Origin of the sequence: Metapseudomonas resinovorans DSM 21078, from assembly GCF_000423545.1 — a bacterium.
Lineage (GTDB): Bacteria > Pseudomonadota > Gammaproteobacteria > Pseudomonadales > Pseudomonadaceae > Metapseudomonas > Metapseudomonas resinovorans.
This window is the reverse complement of sequence record NZ_AUIE01000001.1, coordinates 1-20627: the sequence shown is the minus strand read 5'-3', so window position 1 is coordinate 20627 and position 20627 is coordinate 1. Positions and strand designations below refer to the sequence as shown.

General features: G+C 64.2%; 15 protein-coding genes. 6 read left to right on the top strand and 9 right to left on the bottom strand.

Features of this window, described 5'->3' with window-relative positions:
- Positions 1 to 39: 39 nt before the first annotated feature.
- The gene (metR, locus tag G559_RS0100080) at positions 40 to 957 is read left to right on the top strand and encodes a transcriptional regulator MetR (RefSeq protein WP_028626278.1); all 918 of its coding nucleotides are present in this window, start codon (positions 40 to 42) and stop codon (positions 955 to 957) included.
- Between the two features lie 142 nt (positions 958 to 1099).
- On the opposite strand, the gene G559_RS0100075 is transcribed toward metR, so the two are convergent.
- The 4 genes from G559_RS0100075 to G559_RS0100060 form a co-directional block, all read right to left on the bottom strand.
- A complete protein-coding gene (locus G559_RS0100075; RefSeq protein WP_028626277.1) occupies positions 1100 to 2443 on the bottom strand; it encodes a TolC family outer membrane protein in 1344 nt (447 codons plus the stop codon).
- Position 2444: 1 nt separating this feature from the next.
- Positions 2445 to 3728 carry an HlyD family type I secretion periplasmic adaptor subunit gene (locus G559_RS0100070; protein WP_371926442.1) on the bottom strand — a complete coding sequence of 428 codons (1284 nt, stop codon included), beginning with the start codon at positions 3726 to 3728 and terminating at the stop codon, positions 2445 to 2447.
- 66 nt (positions 3729 to 3794) lie between these two features.
- Positions 3795 to 5531 carry a type I secretion system permease/ATPase gene (locus tag G559_RS0100065; protein WP_028626275.1) on the bottom strand — a complete coding sequence of 579 codons (1737 nt, stop codon included), beginning with the start codon at positions 5529 to 5531 and terminating at the stop codon, positions 3795 to 3797.
- Positions 5532 to 6059: 528 nt separating this feature from the next.
- On the bottom strand, positions 6060 to 6701 hold the full coding sequence (locus G559_RS0100060; RefSeq protein ID WP_028626274.1) for a TetR family transcriptional regulator: 642 nt from the start codon (positions 6699 to 6701) through the stop codon (positions 6060 to 6062).
- A gap of 202 nt (positions 6702 to 6903) precedes the next feature.
- Between G559_RS0100060 and G559_RS0100055 the strand changes: the two genes are divergently transcribed.
- The 5 genes from G559_RS0100055 to G559_RS0100035 all read left to right on the top strand — a co-directional run bounded on the left by G559_RS0100055 (position 6904) and on the right by G559_RS0100035 (position 14215).
- The gene (locus G559_RS0100055) at positions 6904 to 8046 is read left to right on the top strand and encodes an efflux RND transporter periplasmic adaptor subunit (protein WP_028626273.1); all 1143 of its coding nucleotides are present in this window, start codon (positions 6904 to 6906) and stop codon (positions 8044 to 8046) included.
- An 11-nt stretch (positions 8047 to 8057) separates the two neighbouring features.
- Positions 8058 to 11192 (top strand): efflux RND transporter permease subunit, encoded by a 3135-nt coding sequence (locus G559_RS0100050; RefSeq protein ID WP_028626272.1) that lies wholly within the window; start codon positions 8058 to 8060, stop codon positions 11190 to 11192.
- Entirely contained in the window at positions 11189 to 12622 is a 1434-nt protein-coding gene (adeC, locus tag G559_RS0100045; protein WP_028626271.1) for an AdeC/AdeK/OprM family multidrug efflux complex outer membrane factor, read from the top strand. Before G559_RS0100050 ends, adeC begins: the two co-directional genes overlap by 4 nt.
- 293 nt (positions 12623 to 12915) lie before the next feature.
- Positions 12916 to 13215, top strand: coding sequence for a hypothetical protein (locus G559_RS0100040; protein WP_028626270.1), 300 nt, complete (start codon positions 12916 to 12918; stop codon positions 13213 to 13215).
- Between the two features lie 301 nt (positions 13216 to 13516).
- Positions 13517 to 14215, top strand: a complete 699-nt coding sequence (locus tag G559_RS0100035; RefSeq protein ID WP_028626269.1) for a transglutaminase-like cysteine peptidase — start codon at positions 13517 to 13519, stop codon at positions 14213 to 14215.
- Between the two features lie 38 nt (positions 14216 to 14253).
- Here the strand turns inward: G559_RS0100035 and G559_RS0100030 are convergent, their stop codons facing one another.
- From G559_RS0100030 to G559_RS0100010, 5 genes are all read right to left on the bottom strand, one after another.
- On the bottom strand, positions 14254 to 15828 hold the full coding sequence (locus G559_RS0100030) for a FadD3 family acyl-CoA ligase (RefSeq protein ID WP_028626268.1): 1575 nt from the start codon (positions 15826 to 15828) through the stop codon (positions 14254 to 14256).
- A gap of 64 nt (positions 15829 to 15892) precedes the next feature.
- Positions 15893 to 16666: an SDR family NAD(P)-dependent oxidoreductase gene (locus G559_RS0100025; RefSeq protein WP_028626267.1), complete on the bottom strand. Its 774-nt coding sequence runs from the start codon at positions 16664 to 16666 to the stop codon at positions 15893 to 15895.
- Positions 16667 to 17024: 358 nt separating this feature from the next.
- On the bottom strand, positions 17025 to 18083 hold the full coding sequence (locus tag G559_RS0100020) for a ferredoxin--NADP reductase (RefSeq protein WP_028626266.1): 1059 nt from the start codon (positions 18081 to 18083) through the stop codon (positions 17025 to 17027).
- 13 nt (positions 18084 to 18096) lie between these two features.
- Entirely contained in the window at positions 18097 to 18855 is a 759-nt protein-coding gene (locus tag G559_RS0100015; protein ID WP_028626265.1) for a glucose 1-dehydrogenase, read from the bottom strand.
- Positions 18852 to 20528 (bottom strand): FAD-binding protein, encoded by a 1677-nt coding sequence (locus G559_RS0100010; protein WP_028626264.1) that lies wholly within the window; start codon positions 20526 to 20528, stop codon positions 18852 to 18854. Before G559_RS0100010 ends, G559_RS0100015 begins: the two co-directional genes overlap by 4 nt.
- Positions 20529 to 20627: the final 99 nt, after the last annotated feature.

Genomic DNA, 20627 nt, shown 5'->3' with positions numbered 1-20627 from the left:
TATTCGCATTGATCTCAAATTCCATTCATGGAGAGCACCATGCTCGAGCTGCGCCATCTCAAAACCCTGCACGCGTTGCGCGAAGCCGACAGCCTGGTGGAAGCTGCCGAACGCCTGCACCTGACTCAGTCCGCCCTCTCCCACCAGTTCAAGGAACTGGAAGAGCGCCTCGGCATGCAGCTCTTCGTGCGCAAGACCAAGCCCGTTCGATTCACCAGCGCCGGCCTGCGCCTGTTGCAGCTGGCCGACAGCGTGCTGCCGCAACTGCGCAGCGCCGAGCGGGACCTGGCTCGCCTCGCCGGCGGCACCGCAGGCCGTCTGCACATGGCCATCGAGTGCCATAGCTGCTTCCAGTGGCTGATGCCGACCATCGACCAGTTTCGCGATGCCTGGCCCGAGGTGGAGCTGGACCTCGCCTCAGGCTTCTCCTTCGCCCCCCTGCCCGCCCTGGCCCGAGGGGACCTGGACCTGGTGGTGACGTCCGACCCCATCGACCTCGCCGGCATCACCTATGTGCCGCTGTTCACCTACGAGGCGCTGCTGGCGGTGGACAACCAGCACGCCCTGGCCAGCAAGCCATTCATCGTTCCCGATGACCTCGCCAGCCTGACCCTGATTACCTACCCGGTGGAACGCGACCGCCTGGATATTTTCACCCGCTTCCTCGAGCCGGCCGACGTGGAGCCCGCCCAGGTGCGCACCTCGGAACTCACGGTGATGATGATGCAGTTGGTCGCCAGCGGTCGCGGCGTCTGCTGCCTGCCCAACTGGGCCTTGCACGAGTACAGCTCGCGCGGCTACGTCACCGCCAAGCGTCTGGGTGAGAAAGGCCTGTACTGCACCCTGTTCGCGGCGATCCGTGCCGATATGCTGGATGCGCCTTTCATGCGCGACTTCCTGCTGACGGCCAAGGACACGTCGTTTGCCACCCTTGAAGGGGTATGTGCGGCGCGCTGAACAGTCCCTCACCGGTGACTCGCGCCTGATATGACGGGCGGTGTTTTGCTAGAACGAAGCCAGGCCCGACAAAGGGCTGGTGGATGTGAAAAGCGACATCCACCCTACCTGTCAGTCCGTAGCTTCGCGCCCTTCGATCACCTCAAGGGCGCATCGGAATTGTCGGCCCCAGGTAGGCATTCGCCTGCTGGATGTCGTCCTCACCCAGTGAGCCCACCGACGAAGCCAGGCGCAGGCGCGACAGCAGATATCGCAACTTGGCCTCCAACAGGTCACGGCGGGCGATGAAGGCCTGCTCCTCGGCATTGAGGATGTCCAGGTTGGTACTGGTGCCCGCCTGGAAGCCCTTGCGCGCCGAGTCCTGCGCCCGTTCGCTGGACACCACTGCGGTCTCCAGTGCGCGCACCCGCTGCTCGCCGCTCTGCACACCGCGAAACTCACGAGTAGTGCCCGACAGCACTTCCTCGCGGCTGGAGTTCAACTGGTCGTTGGCCAGCTCGCGGTTGGCAGACGCCTGACGCACCTGGGCGCTGGTGGCGCCGCCGGCGAAGATCGGCATGCGGAACTCCACGCCCACCGAACCGTACTTGTTCGTCTGGTCCTGGGTAGAGACCGAATCGCTTTCCGAATCGTTGTAGGCCGCGACGAAGTCCAGGGTCGGCCAGTGCCCGGCCCTGGCCCGGCTCACTTCTTCATCGGCGATGTCCAGACTGCGGCTACGGGCAATGATGGTCGGGTTATTGGCCCGTGCGTCGTTGATCCAGTCCTGCAGGCTTGGGGGCTCCAATGGTGGCGTAGGGAACTCGGTACGCAAGGTGGACATCTGCTCCGGCAGCACGCCAAGCAGTTCCTGCAGCAGGCGCCGTGCCACCAGCAGGTTGTCCTCGGCTTCGATCAGCTCCGCCTGGGCCAGGTCGCGCCGAGCGGACGCCTGATCGACATCGATCACCGTCCCGTCACCCAGCTCGTAGCGTCGTTTGGCGGCCATCACCTGGTTCTCCAGGTTCTTCAGCTTGGCGTTGGCCAGGTCGATGGTTTCCAGCGCCAGCAGCACGGCGAAGTAGCGGCTAGCCAGACTGACTGCCGATTCCTGCGTCTTGGCATCGAACACTGCGTCACTGAACAGGGTGCGTTGCTTGCCTTGGCGGAACTCCGCCATCCGCTGCTTGTTGAACAGCGGTTGGCGCAGCTCCACCACCGCCCCCCTTGAGTCGTACTCCAGGTCGCTCTCCACGGAGCTACCGAAGACATTGTCCTGTTCGCTGGTGCCGTCCACCCGTTTCCAGTAGACGGTGCTACTGATGTTCGGCAGCAGGCCGGCCTTGCCCAGTTCCTTGTATTCCTGGCCGGCCTGGCGTTCGTGCACCGAGGCCAGGTAGGTCGGCCCCTGATTCTGGTAAACGTTCCAAGCTTCGCTGAGGTCCATGGCCGTCGCAGGCAGGGCGACGGCTCCGAGAAAACCGGCTAGAGCCTTCCGGAGTCTCATTTTACTGCTCCTTGAATGCACTTCCGACGCGGCCCAGCAGGGGTTTCATCAAGTAACTCATCAGGCTGCGCTCGCCGGTCTTAATGGTCACGGTGGCCGGCATACCTGCCCGGATATTGTTAGGCCCGAGCAGCTTCATGCCTTCCTCGGTCACTTCCACCTGCGTCAAGTAATAGGGCTGTTTGCTGGCTTCGTCCACCAGACGGTCGGCCGCGACCGTCATCACCCGACCGGGAATGTTGGGTGTCTGCGCATGGTTGAAGGCCGGGAAGGTGATATCCACAGGCAGTCCTGGCACCATCTTGTCGATAGCCTGTACCGGCACCTGGGCATCCACCTGCAGGGGTTCCTTGTCCGGCACCACGTCCATGATCCGCTCACCGGGCTGGATGACACCACCGACGGTGGCGACGTTCAGGCCCAGGACGATGCCGTCGATGGAGGAACGGATCACAGTGTTTTCCACCTGGTAATCCACCGAACGTAGGCGTTCGCCCAAGGAAGTGGTTTCCTTCTGTACATCGGTCAACTGCGACTCCACTTCCTTCTGGAAATCCTGCTCCCGCTGGAGGATGCGCAGTTTGAGTTCGGCGATCTGGTTCCGGGTGCGGCCGATGTCCGCGATGTTCTGCGCCATGGAGCCGTTCAGTTCCGAGGCACTGCGTTCCAGTTCGAGCATACGGTTACGCGGGATGTAGCCTTCCGCGGCGAGGCTGCGCACACCTTCCAGCTCCTGCCCCAGCAGGCTCGACTGGCTGGCGCGGGTGGCTTGCACCTGGCGCAGCCCCTTGAGTTGCTCTTCGGCGCCATTGAGGTTCTCGTGCAGGATGCTGATCTCGCCCAACAAGGCCTTGCGCCGGGTGTGGAAAAGCCGTTGCTGCAAGGCTATTGCCTCCTGCAGGCGCGGGTCGCCAGCAAAACGTTCCAGCAGGTCCGGTGTGAAGGTCACCGAATCAGCGCCATCACGCTCGGCGGACAGGCGATCTTCCACCGTCTTGGCCACGATGTACTGGGAGCTCAGGGCACCCTGCTCGGCAATCGCCTGGGTCGGGTCCAGACGCACCAACTCCTGGCCGGCGCGCACCTTGTCGCCCTCGCGTACCAGGATGGAGTCCACCGTGCCGCCGGTGAGGTGCTGGACGGTCTTGCGGGCATTGGTGACGTTGACCGTGGCATTGGCCACTACGCCAGCATCCAGGGGAGCCAGCACGGCCCAGACCAGGAAGCCGCCGAAGCCAGCCAGCACCATCCAGATGCCCCAACGGGCCGGGCGGGTGTCATCCATGTCCACCTGTATCGGTTGTTCGACCCGTACCAGGGCCTTGCTTTCGCTTGCCGCTTGCATGATCGATTACTCCTTTGCCCGCATCGAGGCCAGGTTGGGCGTGCCCACAGAGGGCATGACGCTGGCCTGGCGCAGCGCTGCGAACACCTCGTCGCGAGGACCGAACAACTGCATGCCGCCATCGCGCAGCAGCAGGACCTTGTCCACCGTGCTGAGCACGCTGGGGCGGTGGGAAATCAGGATCAGTGTCTTGCCGCGCTTCTTCAGGTCGAGGATGGCTTCCACCAGCGCCGCCTCGCCCAGGTCGTCGAGGTTGGCGTTGGGCTCGTCGAGCACGATCAACGAAGGGTCGCCATAGATGGCACGGGCCAGGGCGATGCGCTGTTTCTGCCCACCGGACAGCGGGCTGCCGTCTATCCCCAACGGCGTGTCGTAGCCCTTCTCGAAGTGCAGGATCATCTCGTGCACCCCGGCACGCTTGGCCGCGAGTATCACTTCTTCGCTGTTCAGCTCGCCAAAGCGGGCGATGTTGTCGGCAATCGTGCCCTCGAACAGCTCCACGTCCTGCGGCAGATAACCGATCCAGGGCCCCAGTTCTTCTTTGTTCCACTGGTAGATGTCAGCACCGTCCAGGCGCACCTTGCCCGACTGCGCCGGCCAGACGCCCACCAGCAGGCGGGCCAGGGTGGACTTGCCGGCAGCCGACGGCCCGATGATGCCCAAGGCCTCACCAGGCGAAAGGCTGAAATTGATCCCACGCAGGATGGTCGATACGCCGCCGGGTGCCGCCGACATGGCCTGTTCCACCGACAGCGCGCCCAGGGGCTTGGGCAGCGCCATGGCGTCCTTGCGTGCGGGGAAGTCCTGCAGCAGTTTGGACAGGCGCTCCCAGGAAGTGCGGGCGGACAGCAATTGCTTCCATACCCCGATGGCCTGTTCCACCGGCGCCATGGCACGACCGCTGAGGACCGAACTGGCAATCATCATGCCTGCCGTGATCTCTCCCTTGATCGCCAGCAACGCGCCAGCGCCGAGGATCAGCGATTGCAGGGTGATGCGCACGAAACGGCTGGCGCCGTTGATGTAGGCGGCGCGGTCAGAGGCCAGGGTCTGTTTCTCGAGAATGCGTTGATGGTTGCCGTACCAGCGTTCGCGGATCGCCGGCAGCATCCCCATGGCTTCGATCACTTCGGTGTTGCGCAGATTGTTGTTGGCGAAGGAGCCAGACGCCATCGACGCCTGGTTGGCCTCCGCCAACGGGCCACGGGTTATCACCTCGGTGAGCAGGGCCAGGCCGAACAGGATGACCGAACCGACCAGCGTGATAATGCCCAGCAGCGGGTGCACGAGGAAGATCACCAGCAGATAGATGGGTGTCCAGGGGGCATCGAAGAAGGCGAACAGGCCGTTGCCAGTGAGGAACTGGCGGACCATGGACAGATCCTGCAGGGCCTGGGCCGGATTGCCACCGGCGCGGCGCAGGTTGCGTTCGAAGGAGGCATTGAAGATGCGCTTGTTCAGGCTCATGTCCAGTCGGTTGCCAAGGCGGATCAGCACGGTCGAGCGCACCACCTCCAGCAACGACATGAGCACGTAGAGCCCAAGCATCAGGACCGTCAACATCAACAGGGTGGTGACGTTGCTGCTCGCCAGCACGCGGTCGTAGACCTGCAGCATGTAGAGGGCGGGCGCCAGCATCATCAGGTTGATAACCCCGCTGAAACCGCCAACGACATAGAACGTGCGGCGCAAGCGGTTCAGGGCTTCGGACAACTCGGTACGGGGCTGCGAGAAATTCTTCATCTCGGCGATCCACTGGCTGAGTGATGGGTTAGGCGATGGTCCGGCCGCCTTCTTATAGTTCGAGCCCCTGGAGCGAAACGGCGCTGCCCCCACAGAAGCCTACAGACATCCTTAGCCAAGTCTCATGCTGGCCGCCAGTGACGGACCCCACCTGCCGGACGGCTGCGGGATTAACCCCGACCAGCGACACCAGCGGACGGATGAGAGAACTTCGTATTAACCCTGAAAGCACCGTTCCAGACGGCGTGCAGCCTGATTCTCGAGAAAAATGAAGACACCTGGAGGGGAGTTGGCGAGCCGAATTGGCGCCGGATAAATGACACACCCATCGGATACCGGGAAAGAGGCCGCACCGATTCCGCGTGAACCGAACGCCTCCATCCACCCTTCCGCGCGGTCACAGCGCGCAGGTGGAGCGGGTGGAGCCTGATGCGTCGCAGTAAGTGGCGCTTCAGCGGTTCGTCGACGAATTCGCCCCCACAGCCGACACACGGTCCAGGAAGAGGACTGAAGCGTTGCAACCGAGTGTCACGCCGTCCTGACCCGTAGCGCCGGGCTGAAATTCAGCATATCCATCAGGCTATCCACCAGGTTCTCCGCCTCGCCGGCCAGGGAAAATCCGTCCGGCACCAGCAGCCAGTTGGTCTGGATGCCTTCCATGTACGCATGCACGCTGATGGCGGCACGGCGGCAGTCCAGGTTGGCGGGTAGCTGGCCACGACTCACCGCATTGCGCAGGGCCTTGGTGATGCGCAAGTCGCACTCGGCACTCTGGTCCTGCATCTTCTGCCGCAAGTCACCCAGCTCTTCGGTGTACTCCACCTTGTGCCGCAGGATCTCGTGGATGCGCCGGCTCTGCGGGTCGAGTTCCACGCGCTTGAGCAAGCGCACCAGCAACTGGTGCATGCGTCCCAGGGGATCGGGCTCGTCTTCGCTCTCGCTGGCGCGGGCCAGTTCCTCCAGGGGCATGTGGATTCGCTCCAGCATGGCCTGGAACAGATCGGTCTTGTTCTCGAAATGCCAATAGATGGCACCGCGGCTCACTCCGGCGGCAGCAGCAATCTCAGCCAGCGAGGCGCGGGAAACCCCCTTCTCGTGAAATACCCGCTCGGTGGCGTCGAGTATCTGCACGCGGGTTTCTTCGGCTTCCTCTTTGGTACGTCTGGCCATTCGCCACTGGGACCTATCTGATTGCTGACAAAGGAAAAATCATCATTCCGCCGAAATAATTTCTGACACCGGCTCTGGAAGATTCGATTTACAAACATTCACGCATGTAAGTATATTCGTACACCTCTGTAAGAATCCAGAACCCGCCTTGCGCCCGGCCCTCCCCCAGGGCCGCATCCCAGAAACAATGAGGTCCCTTCAGATGCCCATGAAGCCAGCCTTTGCCGCCTTGGTTTCCGCCATCGCTCTGGCCACACTCGCCCTGACCGGCTGTCAGGAAGCCTCGGCTCCCCCGCCCGCCGAGACGCCCAAGGTTGGCGTCGTCACCCTCCAGCCCCAGAGCTTCACCCTGACCACCGAACTCCCAGGCCGCACCGCAGCATTCCGCATTGCCGAAGTGCGTCCGCAGGTGGACGGCATCATCCAGAAGCGCCTGTTCGCCGAAGGCAGCGAGGTCAAGGCCGGGCAGCAGCTCTACCAGATCGACCCGTCCGTCTACTCCGCCACTTACAAAAGCGCCCAGGCCAGCCTGGCGTCGGCGCAGTCGCTGGCGGATCGCTACAAGGATCTGGTCAGCGACCAGGCCGTGAGCAAGCAGGCCTATGACGAATCCCAGGCTGCCCGCCTGCAGGCCGAGGCCGCGCTGGAGAAAGCGAAGATCGACCTGCGCTACACCAAGGTGCTGGCACCGATTTCCGGACGCGTCGGCCGCTCGACGGTCACCGAAGGTGCCCTGGTGAATAACGGCCAGACACTGGCCATGGCCACCATCCAGCAGCTCGACCCGATCTACGTTGACGTCACCCAGTCCACCAAGGACCTCCTGCGCCTACGGCGAGAGATGGCTGAAGGTCAGCTGGAAAAGGCCGGGGGCAATGGCGCAAAAGTTTCATTGCTGCTCGAAGACGGCAGCGAGTACCCGCACAAGGGCAGCCTGGAGTTCTCCGAAGTCTCGGTGGACGAAGGCACTGGCTCGGTGACCCTGCGCGCGGTCTTCCCCAACCCGGAACACACCCTGCTGCCGGGCATGTTCGTCCACGCCCGCCTGGGCTCGGCGGTGAAGCAACAAGCCATCCTTGCGCCGCAGCAAGGCGTGACCCGCGACCTCAAGGGCCAGGCCACCGCGCTGGTGGTGAACGCCGAGAACAAGGTCGAACTGCGCCAACTGAAAGCAGAGCGCACCGTCGGTGACCGCTGGCTGGTCAGCGAAGGCCTGAACCCGGGCGACCGCCTGATCACCGAAGGCCTGCAGTTCGTGCGCCCGGGCGTCGAAGTGAATGCCGCGCCGGCGACCAATGTGGCTGCCCAGCAGCCCGCGGGTGACAACCTGGCCAAGAGCCACTGAGGAGCCCATAGATGTCGAGATTCTTCATCGATCGCCCGATCTTCGCCTGGGTGATCGCGCTGGTGATCATGCTCGCCGGCGGTCTGTCCATCCTCAAGTTGCCGATCAACCAGTACCCCAGCATCGCCGCGCCTGCGGTGGGCATCCAGGTCAGCTACCCCGGTGCCTCGGCGCAGACGGTGCAGGACACCGTGGTGCAGATCATCGAGCAGCAGCTCAATGGCATCGACGGCTTGCGCTACATCTCGTCGGAGAGCAACTCCGACGGCAGCATGAGCATCACCGCCACCTTCGAGCAGGGCACCAACCCTGACATTGCCCAGGTGCAGGTACAGAACAAGCTCCAGCTAGCCACCCCGCTGCTGCCGCAAGAAGTGCAGCAACAGGGTATCCGCGTGACCAAGGCGGTGAAGAACTTCCTGCTGGTCATCGGCGTCGTCTCCGAAGACGGCAGCATGGACAAGAACGACCTGGCCAACTACATCGTCTCCAACATCCAGGACCCGATCTCACGGACCAAGGGCGTCGGTGACTTCCAGGTATTCGGTGCCCAGTACGCCATGCGCATCTGGCTGGACCCGGCGCGCCTGAACAACTACCAGTTGACCCCGGTAGACGTGAAGACCGCCATCCAGGCGCAGAACGTGCAAATCTCCTCCGGCCAGCTCGGCGGCCTGCCCGCCTCCCCCGGGACCCAGCTGAACGCCACCATCATCGGCAAGACCCGCCTGCAGACTCCCGAGCAGTTCGGCAACATCCTGCTGAAGGTGAACCGCGACGGCTCCCAGGTGCGCCTGCAGGACGTGGCGAAGATCGAACTGGGTGGCGAGAACTACAGCATCAGCGCCCAGTTCAACGGCAAGCCCGCCTCCGGCATGGCCATCAAGCTGGCCACCGGCGCCAACGCCCTGGATACCGCCAAGGCGATCCGCACCACCATCAAAGAACTGGAACCCTTCTTCCCCGCCGGGATGAAAGTGGTCTTCCCCTACGACACCACCCCCGTGGTTTCCGCCTCCATCGAAGGCGTTATCCACACCCTGGGCGAAGCCATCGTCCTGGTGTTCCTGGTGATGTTCCTGTTCCTGCAGAACTTCCGCGCCACCATCATTCCGACCCTGGCCGTGCCCGTGGTATTGCTGGGCACCTTCGGCGTGCTGGCGATGTTCGGTTTCACCATCAACACCCTGACCATGTTCGCCATGGTGCTCGCCATCGGCTTGCTGGTGGACGATGCGATCGTGGTGGTGGAAAACGTCGAACGGGTGATGGCCGAGGAAGGCCTGTCACCGCTGGAGGCCACCCGCAAATCCATGGGCCAGATCCAGGGCGCACTGGTGGGCATTGCCCTGGTGCTCTCGGCCGTGTTCCTGCCGATGGCCTTCTTCGGTGGTTCCACCGGCGTGATCTACCGGCAGTTCTCCATCACCATCGTCTCGGCCATGGCCCTGTCGGTGCTGGTGGCGCTGATCTTCACCCCGGCCCTGTGCGCCACCCTGCTCAAGCCCGTCGCCAAGGGCCACCACGAGAAGCGCGGCTTCTTCGGCTGGTTCAACCGTAGCTTCGACCGCAGCGTGCAGAGCTACGAGCGTGGCGTGCGCGGCATCCTCAAGCGCAAGGCGCCCTACCTGCTGCTCTACGTGGTGATCCTCATCGCCATGGGCTGGCTGTTCACCCGCATTCCCACCGCCTTCCTCCCCGAGGAAGACCAGGGCGTGCTTTTCGCCCAGGTGCAGACGCCGTCCGGCGCCAGTGCCGAGCGCACCCAGGTGGTCGTGGACCAGATGCGCGAATACCTGCTGGAGAATGAGAAAGACACCGTGAAATCCGTGTTCACCGTGACCGGATTCAACTTCGCCGGCCGTGGCCAGAGCTCGGGCATGGCTTTCATCATGCTCAAGCCGTGGGAAGAGCGCACCGCCGAAGGCCAGAGCGTGTTCGACCTGGCCCAGCGCGCGCAGCAGCACTTCTTCAGCTTCCGCGACGCGATGGTCTTCGCCTTCGCCCCGCCGGCAGTGATGGAACTGGGTAACGCCACCGGCTTCAACTTCTTCCTGCAGGACCGTGCAGGTGTCGGCCATGAAGCGCTGAACGCCGCCCGTGACCAGTTCCTCGAACTGGCGGCGAAGAACCCGGTGCTCAACCGCGTGCGCGCCAACGGTCTGCGCGACGAGCCCCAGTACCAGTTGCTGATCGACGACGAGAAGGCCCGTGCCCACGGCATCTCCCTCGCCGACATCAACAACACCGTCTCCATCGCCTGGGGCGCCAGCTACGTCAATGACTTCATCGACCGTGGCCGGGTGAAGAAGGTCTACCTGCAGGGTGAACCCGAAGCCCGAATGAACCCGGAAGACCTGAACAAGTGGTTCGTACGCAACGATGAGGGCCAGATGGTGCCGTTCAGTGCCTTCGCCAGCGGCGAATGGACCTACGGCGCACCCAAGCTGGCCCGTTACAACGGTGTGCCGGCGGTGGAAATCCTCGGCGAGGCGGCTCCGGGCCACAGCTCGGGTGAAGCCATGGCTGCGGTGGAAGAAATCGCCAAGCAGTTGCCAGCCGGCGTCGGCTACTCCTGGACCGGCCTCTCCTACGAGGAACGCCTGTCCGGTGCCCAGGCCCCGGCGCTCTACGCCCTGTCGCTGCTGGTGGTGTTCCTCTGCCTCGCGGCGCTGTATGAGAGCTGGTCGATCCCGTTCTCGGTGATGCTGGTGGTTCCGCTTGGCGTCATCGGTGCGCTGATGTTCACCAGCATGCGCGGCTTGTCCAACGACGTGTTCTTCCAGGTCGGCCTGCTCACCACCATCGGCCTCTCGGCGAAGAACGCGATCCTGATCGTCGAGTTCGCCAAGGAGCTGCACGAACAGGGCAAGAGCCTGTTCGATGCCGCCGTGGAAGCCTGCCGCATGCGCCTGCGCCCGATCATCATGACCTCGCTGGCGTTCATCCTCGGCGTGGTGCCCCTGGCCATCTCCAACGGCGCTGGTTCCGGCAGCCAGCACGCCATTGGTACCGGCGTGATCGGCGGCATGCTCACCGCCACCGTCCTGGCCATCTTCTGGGTGCCGCTGTTCTACGTGCTGGTCTGTTCGCTGTTCAAAGACAAGGCGAGCAAGGCCGCGATCAAGAAGGAGGCCCTGCAGTGAGGCGTTCCCTGATTTCCCTGGCCATCGCCGCGACCCTGCTCGGTGGCTGCTCCATGATTCCCGATTACCTGCGCCCGGAGGCGCCCGTGGACAATGCCTGGCCCCAGGGCGAGGCGTACAGCCAGGGCGAGGCCCAGGTGAACACCGCCGCTGCTGACCTCGACTGGAGCGAGTTCTTCCAGGACCCGGCGCTGCACCAACTGGTGCAGCTCGCCCTGGACAACAACCGTGACCTGCGCACCGCCGCGCTGAACGTCGAGGCCTACCGCGCGCTCTACCGCATCCAGCGTTCGGAGCTGTTTCCCAGCGTTTCGGCCGACGGCACCGGTACTCGCCAGCGCCTCCCCGGCTCCCTGAGCGAGAGTGGCCAGGCCACCACCAGCGGCCAGTACAGCGCCACCCTCGGCGCCAGCGCCTGGGAGCTGGACTTCTTCGGCCGCCTGCGCAGCCTGAACGAACAGTCCCTGGAACAGTACTTCGCCACAGAGCAGGCGCGCCGCAGCACCCAGATAAGCCTGGTGGCCTCTGTGGCCACCGCCTATCTCGACTGGCAAGCCGACCAGGCCCTGCTGCAACTGACCCGGGACACCCTCAAGACCTACCAGGAAAGCTACGCCCTTACCCAGCGCAGCTTCGACGTAGGGGTTGCCGACGCCCTGGCCCTGAGCCAGGCGCGCACCGCCGTGGAAAGTGCCCAGGTCAGCCTGGCGCAGTACACCCGCCTGGTGGCCCAGGACCGCAATGCCCTGGCGCAACTGGTGGGCACCGGCCTGCCGGCGGACCTGCCCAAAGGCCTGGCGCTGGATGCGGACCTGCTCGCCGAAGTACCGCCGGGCCTGCCGTCCGACTTGCTGCAGCGTCGGCCGGACGTGGTCCAGGCCGAGCACCTGCTCAAATCGGCCAACGCCAACATCGGCGCGGCACGCGCGGCGTTCTTTCCCAGCGTCAGCCTGACCGCCAACGCCGGCAGCATGAGCAACGAGCTCTCCGGGCTGTTCGACGCCGGCTCCGGCAGCTGGCTGTTCCAGCCGAGCATCAGCCTGCCGATCTTCAACGCCGGCCGCTTGAAGGCGAACCTCGATTACACCGAGCTGCAGAAGGACATTCAGGTGGCGCAGTACGAGAAGGCCATCCAGGTCGCCTTCCAGGAAGTTTCCGACGGCCTCGCGGCGCGCACGACCTACCAACAGCAGCTCGGCGCCCAGCGCGCCCTGGTGAAAACCACCGAGGAGTACTACCGCCTCGCCGAGCGTCGCTACCGCACCGGCGTCGACAGCTACCTGACCCTGCTGGACGCCCAGCGCCAGCTGTTCAGCGCCCGCCAGCAACTGATCGGTGACCGCCTCAACCAGCTCGCCAGCGAAGTGAACCTGTACAAGGCCCTCGGCGGCGGCTGGAAAGAACAAGGAGAAAGCTCCCCGAACGCTTGATCCGCGACTCCCCTATCCTCAGGGACGAGGAATCCACGCGGCGCCCCCGCGATGCTTGGCGGGGGCGTAATTTTTCCGCCCATCGCAGCCTGCCACAACCACCCCGATGCCCTGCAACAGGGCACCCAAAAACGGGCATGAAATTCGGAAAACTCCATGCCATTCATTGGCTTGCCTGTGCCCGTCGGTCCATTTCCTTGCCATCGGTCAGGCCACCGCCACGCGCTGTAACAATGGCCGATCCTGTTCATCCAACTCGTGGGGAGGCGAGTGGGCAACAAGAGGAAACGACGATGAAATCGACATTCAGCACGACCACCCTCAGCGGCCTTTTCCTGGCCCTGGCGGTGATAACGGGATCGGGTACGGTCCTCGCGGAGAATGGAAGCGACCGCCTGGACGAGTACCGGATACGCAACCAGCAACTGCTGCAGATGAGGGAGGATTCCAGCGAGAGCTTTACCCGGATGGTCGAGGAACAGCCGACCGCAGCTGGCCAGTCTTATGAGGATGAAGGCATGCGCTCCGATGAGCGACAAAAGCCGAAGTATCAGTCGTTGATCCACCAACAGAGGGTCGAATACGGGAAGTAACCCCGTAATGACCGCCCGTCGGGTGCGCGCCCAAACCTACGCGCCCGTCGGGCAGACAGTTAGCGAAGTTTCCGACAACCGGCCAGAAACGCCGGACCTCGCCCCAGAGCCATTGGGCCGCTCCCGGAACTTCGCCAACTCTGCCGTGCGTCTCCTGCTGCTTGCGGTGCCACATGTACTGACCCTAGTGTTCCCACATCCTCGAACCGGCGGAGGGTATTTCCTTTTCCGGTGATTCGCTCAACGGATTGATCCACCGCAGAACCCGGCTCCGGCCGCTTTCCACTGGAGAGTCAACCCGTTGCAGAAGCCCGTCTCACGCCGCTTCGGCGTACCCCTTTCCTGGCAATTGCTGGCAGTCACCCTTTTCAGCGGCAGCCTGCTGCTCGGCACTGGCGATGCCAACGCCGCCTGGAGCGTCGATCCGGTGCTGCGCAAGGCGGAAAAGCGCTACGGCCGAAGCGGCCCGGCCAAGGACCGTCTCCAGGCCTGGCACGACCTGCTGGAAGGCGGTCGTCGATTGACCGAACGGCAACAGCTGCAGGCGGTCAACCGCGAGATCAACCGCCAAGTACGCTTCAGCGACGACACTGCACTCTGGCAGCGCCGCGACTACTGGGCCACTCCCGTGGAAACCCTGGCCAAGGGCGCCGGTGACTGCGAGGACTTCGCCCTCGCCAAGTACTTCACCCTGCTGCAACTGGGCATCGCCCCGGACAAGCTGCGCATCACCTACGCGCGCGCGCTGGAGCTGAACCAGGCGCATATGGTGGTGACCTACTACGAAACCCCTGATGCCGAGCCCCTGGTGCTGGACAACCTGGTCGACGACATCCTCCCCGCCTCCCGCCGCACGGACCTGGCCTTGCGCTACGCCTTCGACACCCAAGGCCTCTACGCAGTGAATGGCCGTGCGTTCAAACGCGTCGGCAGCACCACCGAACTGCCGTTCTGGCAAGGCCTGCTGGCGCGAATGGAGAAGGAAGGCTTCACGCTCTGAGCCGTGTGGCCTCGGCATCCTTCCTGGTCAGGACGAACTCAACTGACTTCCACCATCCTGCGCAACGCATCCTTGGTGACCTTGCCCGCCGCGTTCAGCGGCATGGCCTCCACCACCTGCGCGCGACGCGGCACCTTGTAGTTGGCCATCTGCTCGCGGCACCAGGCGAGGAAGTCACAGGTATCCACGTGCTGCCCGGCAGCCGGCAGCAGGAAGGCCATGGCCACTTCCCCCAGGCGCTCGTCGGGGATACCGATCACCGCTGCCTGGGCGATGCCCGGATAACGCAGGATGACCTGCTCGATCTCCGCCGGGTACACGTTGAAGCCACCCGTGATGAACATGTCCTTGATGCGGTCGGTGATCCGCAGGTAACCCCCCTCGTCCAGTACCCCGATATCCCCGGTGTGCAGCCAGCCCTCGGCATCGATGGCTTCGGCCGTCGCCTCGGGGTCGTTGAAGTAGCCCTGCATAAGGTTGTAGCCCCGTACCAGCAATTCCCCCGGTTGGCCCGGCGGCACCGGCTGGCCGGTGCCGTCCACGCAGCGCACTTCCACATCTGGAAAGGCACGACCCGAGGTAGTCGCCACCCGTTCCGCCGAGTCTCCCGGCCGGCAGATGGTGACGAAACCACAGGCTTCGGTCAGGCCATAGGCGGTGACGATGGTTTCGAAACCCAGCTCGCACCCCATGCGCCGCACCATCTCCACCGGCACCGAGGCAGCGCCGGTCACCGCCACCCGCAGGCTGGACAGGTCATAACGCTCACGCTCGGGGAAAGCCAGGATCGATTGGTACAACGTCGGTGGACCGGGCAGTACGCTGACCCGTTCGCGAGCAATGCGCTCCAGCATTGCCGGCACGTCGAACACTTGCTGCGGCAGGATGCAGCAGCCGCGCATCAACGCCGCCAGCCAGCCGGCCTTGTAGCCGAAGCTGTGGAAGAACGGGTTCACGATCAGGTAGCGATCACCGGGACGCAAACCGACCATTGCGCTCCAGTCGCGGACGATACGCAGGTTCTGGCCATGCCCCGTCATCACGCCCTTGGGTTTGCCGGTGGTGCCTGAGGTGAACAGCAGGTCGGACAGGCTGTGCTGACCAACCTGGCTTTCGCGCACCGCCAGTTCCGCCGGAGAAACCTCCTCGGCGAGCGCCATGAAGGCGTCCCAGCTCACGCAGCCCTCGGCCATGCCACGCAGACAGACCCGCGTACGCAAGGCCGGCAGCGCCTCACCGGCCAGCAATGCCGGGTAGTCCGTGCCGAGGAACTCTCCGATCACGAACAGCAGACTCGCGCCGCTCTCGCGCAGGATGAAGCCCGCCTCGGAGCCCTTCATCCGCGTGTTCAGCGGCACCAGCACCGCCCCCACGCTCTGCAGGGCGATGGCGGCGACTATCCATTCGTGGATGTTCGGGGCCCAGATCGCCACGCGTTCGCCGGACTGCACCTCCAGCGCCAACAAGGCGCGCGCGGCCTGACGGCGCAACTGGTCAAGCCGGTGATAGCTGATGCGGGTGTTGTCGTCCTCGATGGCCATGGACTCGCCGTAGCGCGTTGCAGCAGCGGCCAGCAGTTCAGGAATGGTCAGGGCGCTTTCCAGGTTTGGCATGGGCTTTTCTCGGGCGCGACGGGACAGCGGCCGGGCAACCCCGGCCGTGGTGAAGGCAAAGAAATCAGGCTTGTGGCGGTGCGAAGCGGCGACCGGCGGAGAAGCCGCCGTCGACACCGATCATCTGCCCGCTGACGAAGGACGCATCGTCCGAGGCGAGGAACAGCGCGACATTGGCCACCTCCTCCGGACGCCCCGCGCGGCACAGCATGTGCTGGGAGGCGAAGAAAGCGTGGAAGGCTTCCTGCTCCTTGACCATCTGGGTCATGGGGGTATCGATCAGTCCCGGGCAAAGGCCGTTGACGCGAATGTTGGCATGGCCGTAGTCGATAGCCAGGGAGCGGGTGAGCTGGCTGATGCCGCCCTTGGAGACGTTGTAGGCGGTGTTGTTGTCGCAGCCCTGCTCACCGAAGATCGAGCCGACGTTGACGATGGAGCCGCTCCTTTGCGCCAGCATCGGCACCAGGGCGTACTTGCTGGTGAGCATGCTGCCGGTCAGGTTGATGTCCAGCACCCGCTGCCATTCACTGGTGGGCGCGCTGGTGATGTTGCCCTGGCTGGCGACTCCGGCGGCGTTGACCAGCGCATCGATACGCCCGAAGCGGCGCACCACCTCTTCCATCACGGCCTGCACCCGCGCCTCGTCACGTACATCCAGGGCCATGAACAGCGGTGCCGGGATCAATCCCTCCAGGCTCGCCGCAACATCCGCGCGAGGCTCCCCCACGTCCAGCCCGACTACCTGCGCACCCTCTGCAACGAAGCGCCGGACGCAAGCCAGACCAATACCCGATGCGGCGCCAGTGATGACCGCGACTTTGCTAGACAGACGTGCCATGGGAAACCTCATTACTTGTTCTTGGAATGGTTTTTTCAGCGAGTCTACAGAAACCGGTACGGTGGATGATCGTCCATTGGGACTACGCCTGCAGGGAGGGTTTCACACGGATCAATGCGGCGGCGAATTCATTCGCAAAGAGCGGCGCAACTGCCCCCGCAGAGCCATCGGGCGAACCTTCGGTCCGCATGGCGATTTAAATCGCCCCCACAAAACCTCTCCCCCGGTTCAGACCCGGCAGGCTTGGTATCAAGCGCACCACCAATTTCCGCACCAAGAAAAAACCCGGCCGAAGCCGGGCGTAAAGGCACAGACATACACGCTCAATACCACCCGCGAGGGCGGTAGCCTCCGGCTGTCACCCCGGAAACTTCAGTTTCAGCCGCGCACTGCCTGGGCGGCCCTGGCACGCCAGGGTCCAGCCTTCGGCCAGCTCGGCGGGGCTGAGAATATCGTTGCGGGAGAGCACCACCTCGCCCTCCTCCACCTTGCACATGCAGGCGCCGCAGAAGCCCTCTTCGCAGGAATAGGGCGCATCGAGGCCGGCATTGCGCATGCTCTGCAACAGGGTCTCACCGGGTTGAACGGTCACTGGGCTAAGTTGGCCATCCAGCTCCACCAGAAGCTCCTCCACCGCCGCGCTGGCGGGTACTGGCATGACCGCCTGCAAATCCGCGTCGGGCGGTGAGACGAAGCGTTCGACATGAATGCGCTCACGCGCTTCTCCTCGCGCCAGCAACGCGCGCTCCACGGTATCCATGAACGGCCCCGGCCCACAGATGTAGAACTCCGCACCCGCATGGCCACGTACCAGTTGGTGCACCTCGCCTTCGCTGAGAAAGCCCTGCAGCGAGTCCAGCACATGCACCACTTCCAGCTGCTCCACGTGGGCCTTGGCCAGCGCCTTCAGCTCGTCGCGGAAGATCACCGAAGCCTCGTCGCGATTGGCGTACACCAGCTTGATTCGACGCCGGGTGGTCTTCAGTGCCGACTTGAGAATGGAGAACACCGGGGTGATCCCCGAACCACCGCCGAACAGCACCAGGTCATGCTCGCCGGGGCGCAGGTGGAAGTGCCCGGCCGGCGGCAGCACCTCCAGCAAGTCGCCGGGGCCCACCTGGTCGTTGAACCAGTTGGACACCCGGCCGCCTTCCACCCGCTTGATGGTGACCTTGGGCAAGGCATCGCAATCCGGCGAGCTGGACATGGAATAGCAACGCGTCAGCCGCTTGCCACCGAGCATCACGCGAAAGCCGAGATACTGCCCCGCCTTGTAGCGGAAGCGTTCTTCCAGCCCTGCAGGAATCCGCAGCACCAAAGAACGGCTGTCGTGGGTTTCGGCGATTACCTCCGCCACTTCCAGGTGGAAGGCGCCGGAGTGTTGGGGTTCGATCACGAGAGGCTGCGCGCTGCCCATGGCCATCTCCGCGTTACAACAGGCCGCTGACGGTCTGCGCGTTGTCGATGCGCAGTTCACTGCCATTGATGAAGCGTGACTCGTCCGACGCCAGGAAGAGCACCAGATTGGCAATGTCGCGTGGGGCGCACATGCGATTCTTCGGGTTCTGGTCCAGCACGTCCTGCGGCACGTCCTGGAGACCGGTGAGGGGCTGGGTCATGGGGGTGTTGATACCGTCCGGGTGCACGCTGTTGCAACGGATGCGGTAACCCTGCTCCTTGCAGTGCAGCGCCACCGAGCGGGTCAGCGCTGCCACGGCTCCCTTGGAGGCGGAGTAGGCGCAGAAGGCCGGCATTCCGCCCAGCGCCGCCACCGAGGACATATTGATGATGGAACCGCCACCGCTGTCTTTCATCGCCGCGATAGCGTGCTTGCAGCCGAGGAAATAGCCATCGCTGTTGACCCGCTGGATCTTTTGCCAGAGCTCCAGGCTGGTGTCTTCGATGCTGGCCAGGGCCAGAATGCCGGCGTTGTTCACCAGCACATCGAGACGGCCAAAGGTTTCCAGGGTGAGCCTGATGACGTTCTGCCAGTCGGCTTCGCTGGAAATATCCTGGCGGATAAACAGCGCGTTCTCGCCAATCTCAGCGGCGACCTGGCGACCGGCCTCGTCATTGAGGTCGGTGAGCACCACCTTCGCCCCCTCTCTGGCCAACAGCAGTGCGTCCTCGCGCCCAGCCCCGCTGGCGGCGCCGGTGACAATGCAGACTTTGCCTTCGACTCGTTTCATTGTTGTTCTCCTTGGGAAGCTTTGGCAGCCCGAACCAGACCGGCCACGTGAGCGCCAACACGGCGCCCTGAGTAAACGCAGTCAGCGAGGGACAGACCGGATACGTAAAAGTTGGAGGCAACGCCAACCGCGTTGCGGCCGGCACTGAACAGACCGGAGACCGCCTGACCGTCGCGGTCCAGCACCTGGCCGCTGCGCTCGCAAACAGCCAGGCCGCCCAGGGTGATCACCGGACAGGGATAGAGCGTGCTGGTGAAGGACAGGTCCAGGGCATACCAGGGCCCCTCGTCCAGCGACGCGAGGAAACCGCGCGACTTGCCCAAGGCATCCTCGCGCAGGCCACGAGCGGCATCACCGTAGTCCGCCAGCGTCTGCTCCAGGGCTTCACGGGGCAGACCGACCCGTGCAGCCAACTGGCCGACGCTGTTGCCGCGCTTGGCATTGAACAGCAGGTTGAGCAGGGCCGGCAGGCGCTGGAAGGACCAGACCTTGCCCGGGCCGATCTGCGCGAACGCCTCGCGGAACAGCGCACGATTGATAATCAGGATCGCGCGGCCACCCTGTTCTTCCACCATGGCGTGGCCGAGCTTGGCGCCATAGACCTCTTCGTTGCAGTAGCGATACCCGGCGCCGTTGACGATCACCCCCTTGGCCCAGGCCAAGGGGGGATTGATGAAGCGCCAGGCGCTGACTTTTTCCATACGCTGCAGCGTACCGCCTGCGCTGTGACCCAAACGCATGCCGCTGCCGTTGCAGCCGCTGGTACCCAGCGGCAACCCACCGAGGTAGCGCGGCGCATGGACGGTGAGCATGGCGCGGTTGAACACGAATCCGCCGGCACTGAGCAGTACGCCGTGATGGGCACGGATCAGCCGCCGCTCCGCATGGGCCAGTTCAAGCCCACGCACCTTGCGCCGCAGGCGTTCGGCCAGGGCCGGTGCATAGGGGTGCAAGGCGTCGGTCCAGCGCGCCAGCCGTGCATGGCGTCGCGCGGCGCGGCTGCCCGCCGGAATTTCCCAGGCCTCGACACCGATAACCCGACCGGTGCCATCCAGCACCAGGCGACGTACCTCGCACTGAGTGCGCAGACGCACACCCTGGCGCAGGGCACTGGCCTTGAGCGGTGCGTACAGGTTGTAACCGGACATCCCGGAGCCCAGGGCACGGTGGCCACGCGGTGCGGGCCGGGCCGTAGCGGCATAGCTCGGCACGGCTTCGTTGCCGGAGTAATAGAGGAAGTACTGATCGCTCGGGTAGGAGGTTTTCATCGGCGGCACGCTGCCCTGGAAGGCGGCGCCTTGCCGCTCCAGCCAGGCCAGGTTGTCTCTACTGCGCTCGCAGAAATCCTGCAGCGTCTCGGCGGACACCGCGTCGCCCACTTCCTGGCACAGGTAATCGAACATCGCCTCGGACGAGTCGCTGACCCCCGCCTCGGCCTGTTGCGGAGTTCCACCGCCGGCATAGACCACGCCACCGCTGCGCGCCGTCGCGCCACCACCAGCGAAGCGATCCAACGCCAGCACGGAAGCTCCCTGGTCGCGAGCCTCCAGAGCAGCGCAGACACCGGCGCCGCCAAAACCGACCACCAGCAGGTCAGTACTGTCATCCCAATTGAGCTGCGCAGCGTCAACCACCTGCAGCGGGTCTTCCGGGCTCTGCTCCATCACGGTCATGCGGCGTCCTCAGCAAGCAGCGGCCAAGGCCGGCGCGGTGGTGGTGTAGGCGCCGTCGAGGTAGACCAGCGGGCTGATCTCCGCGCTGTTGTGGATCGC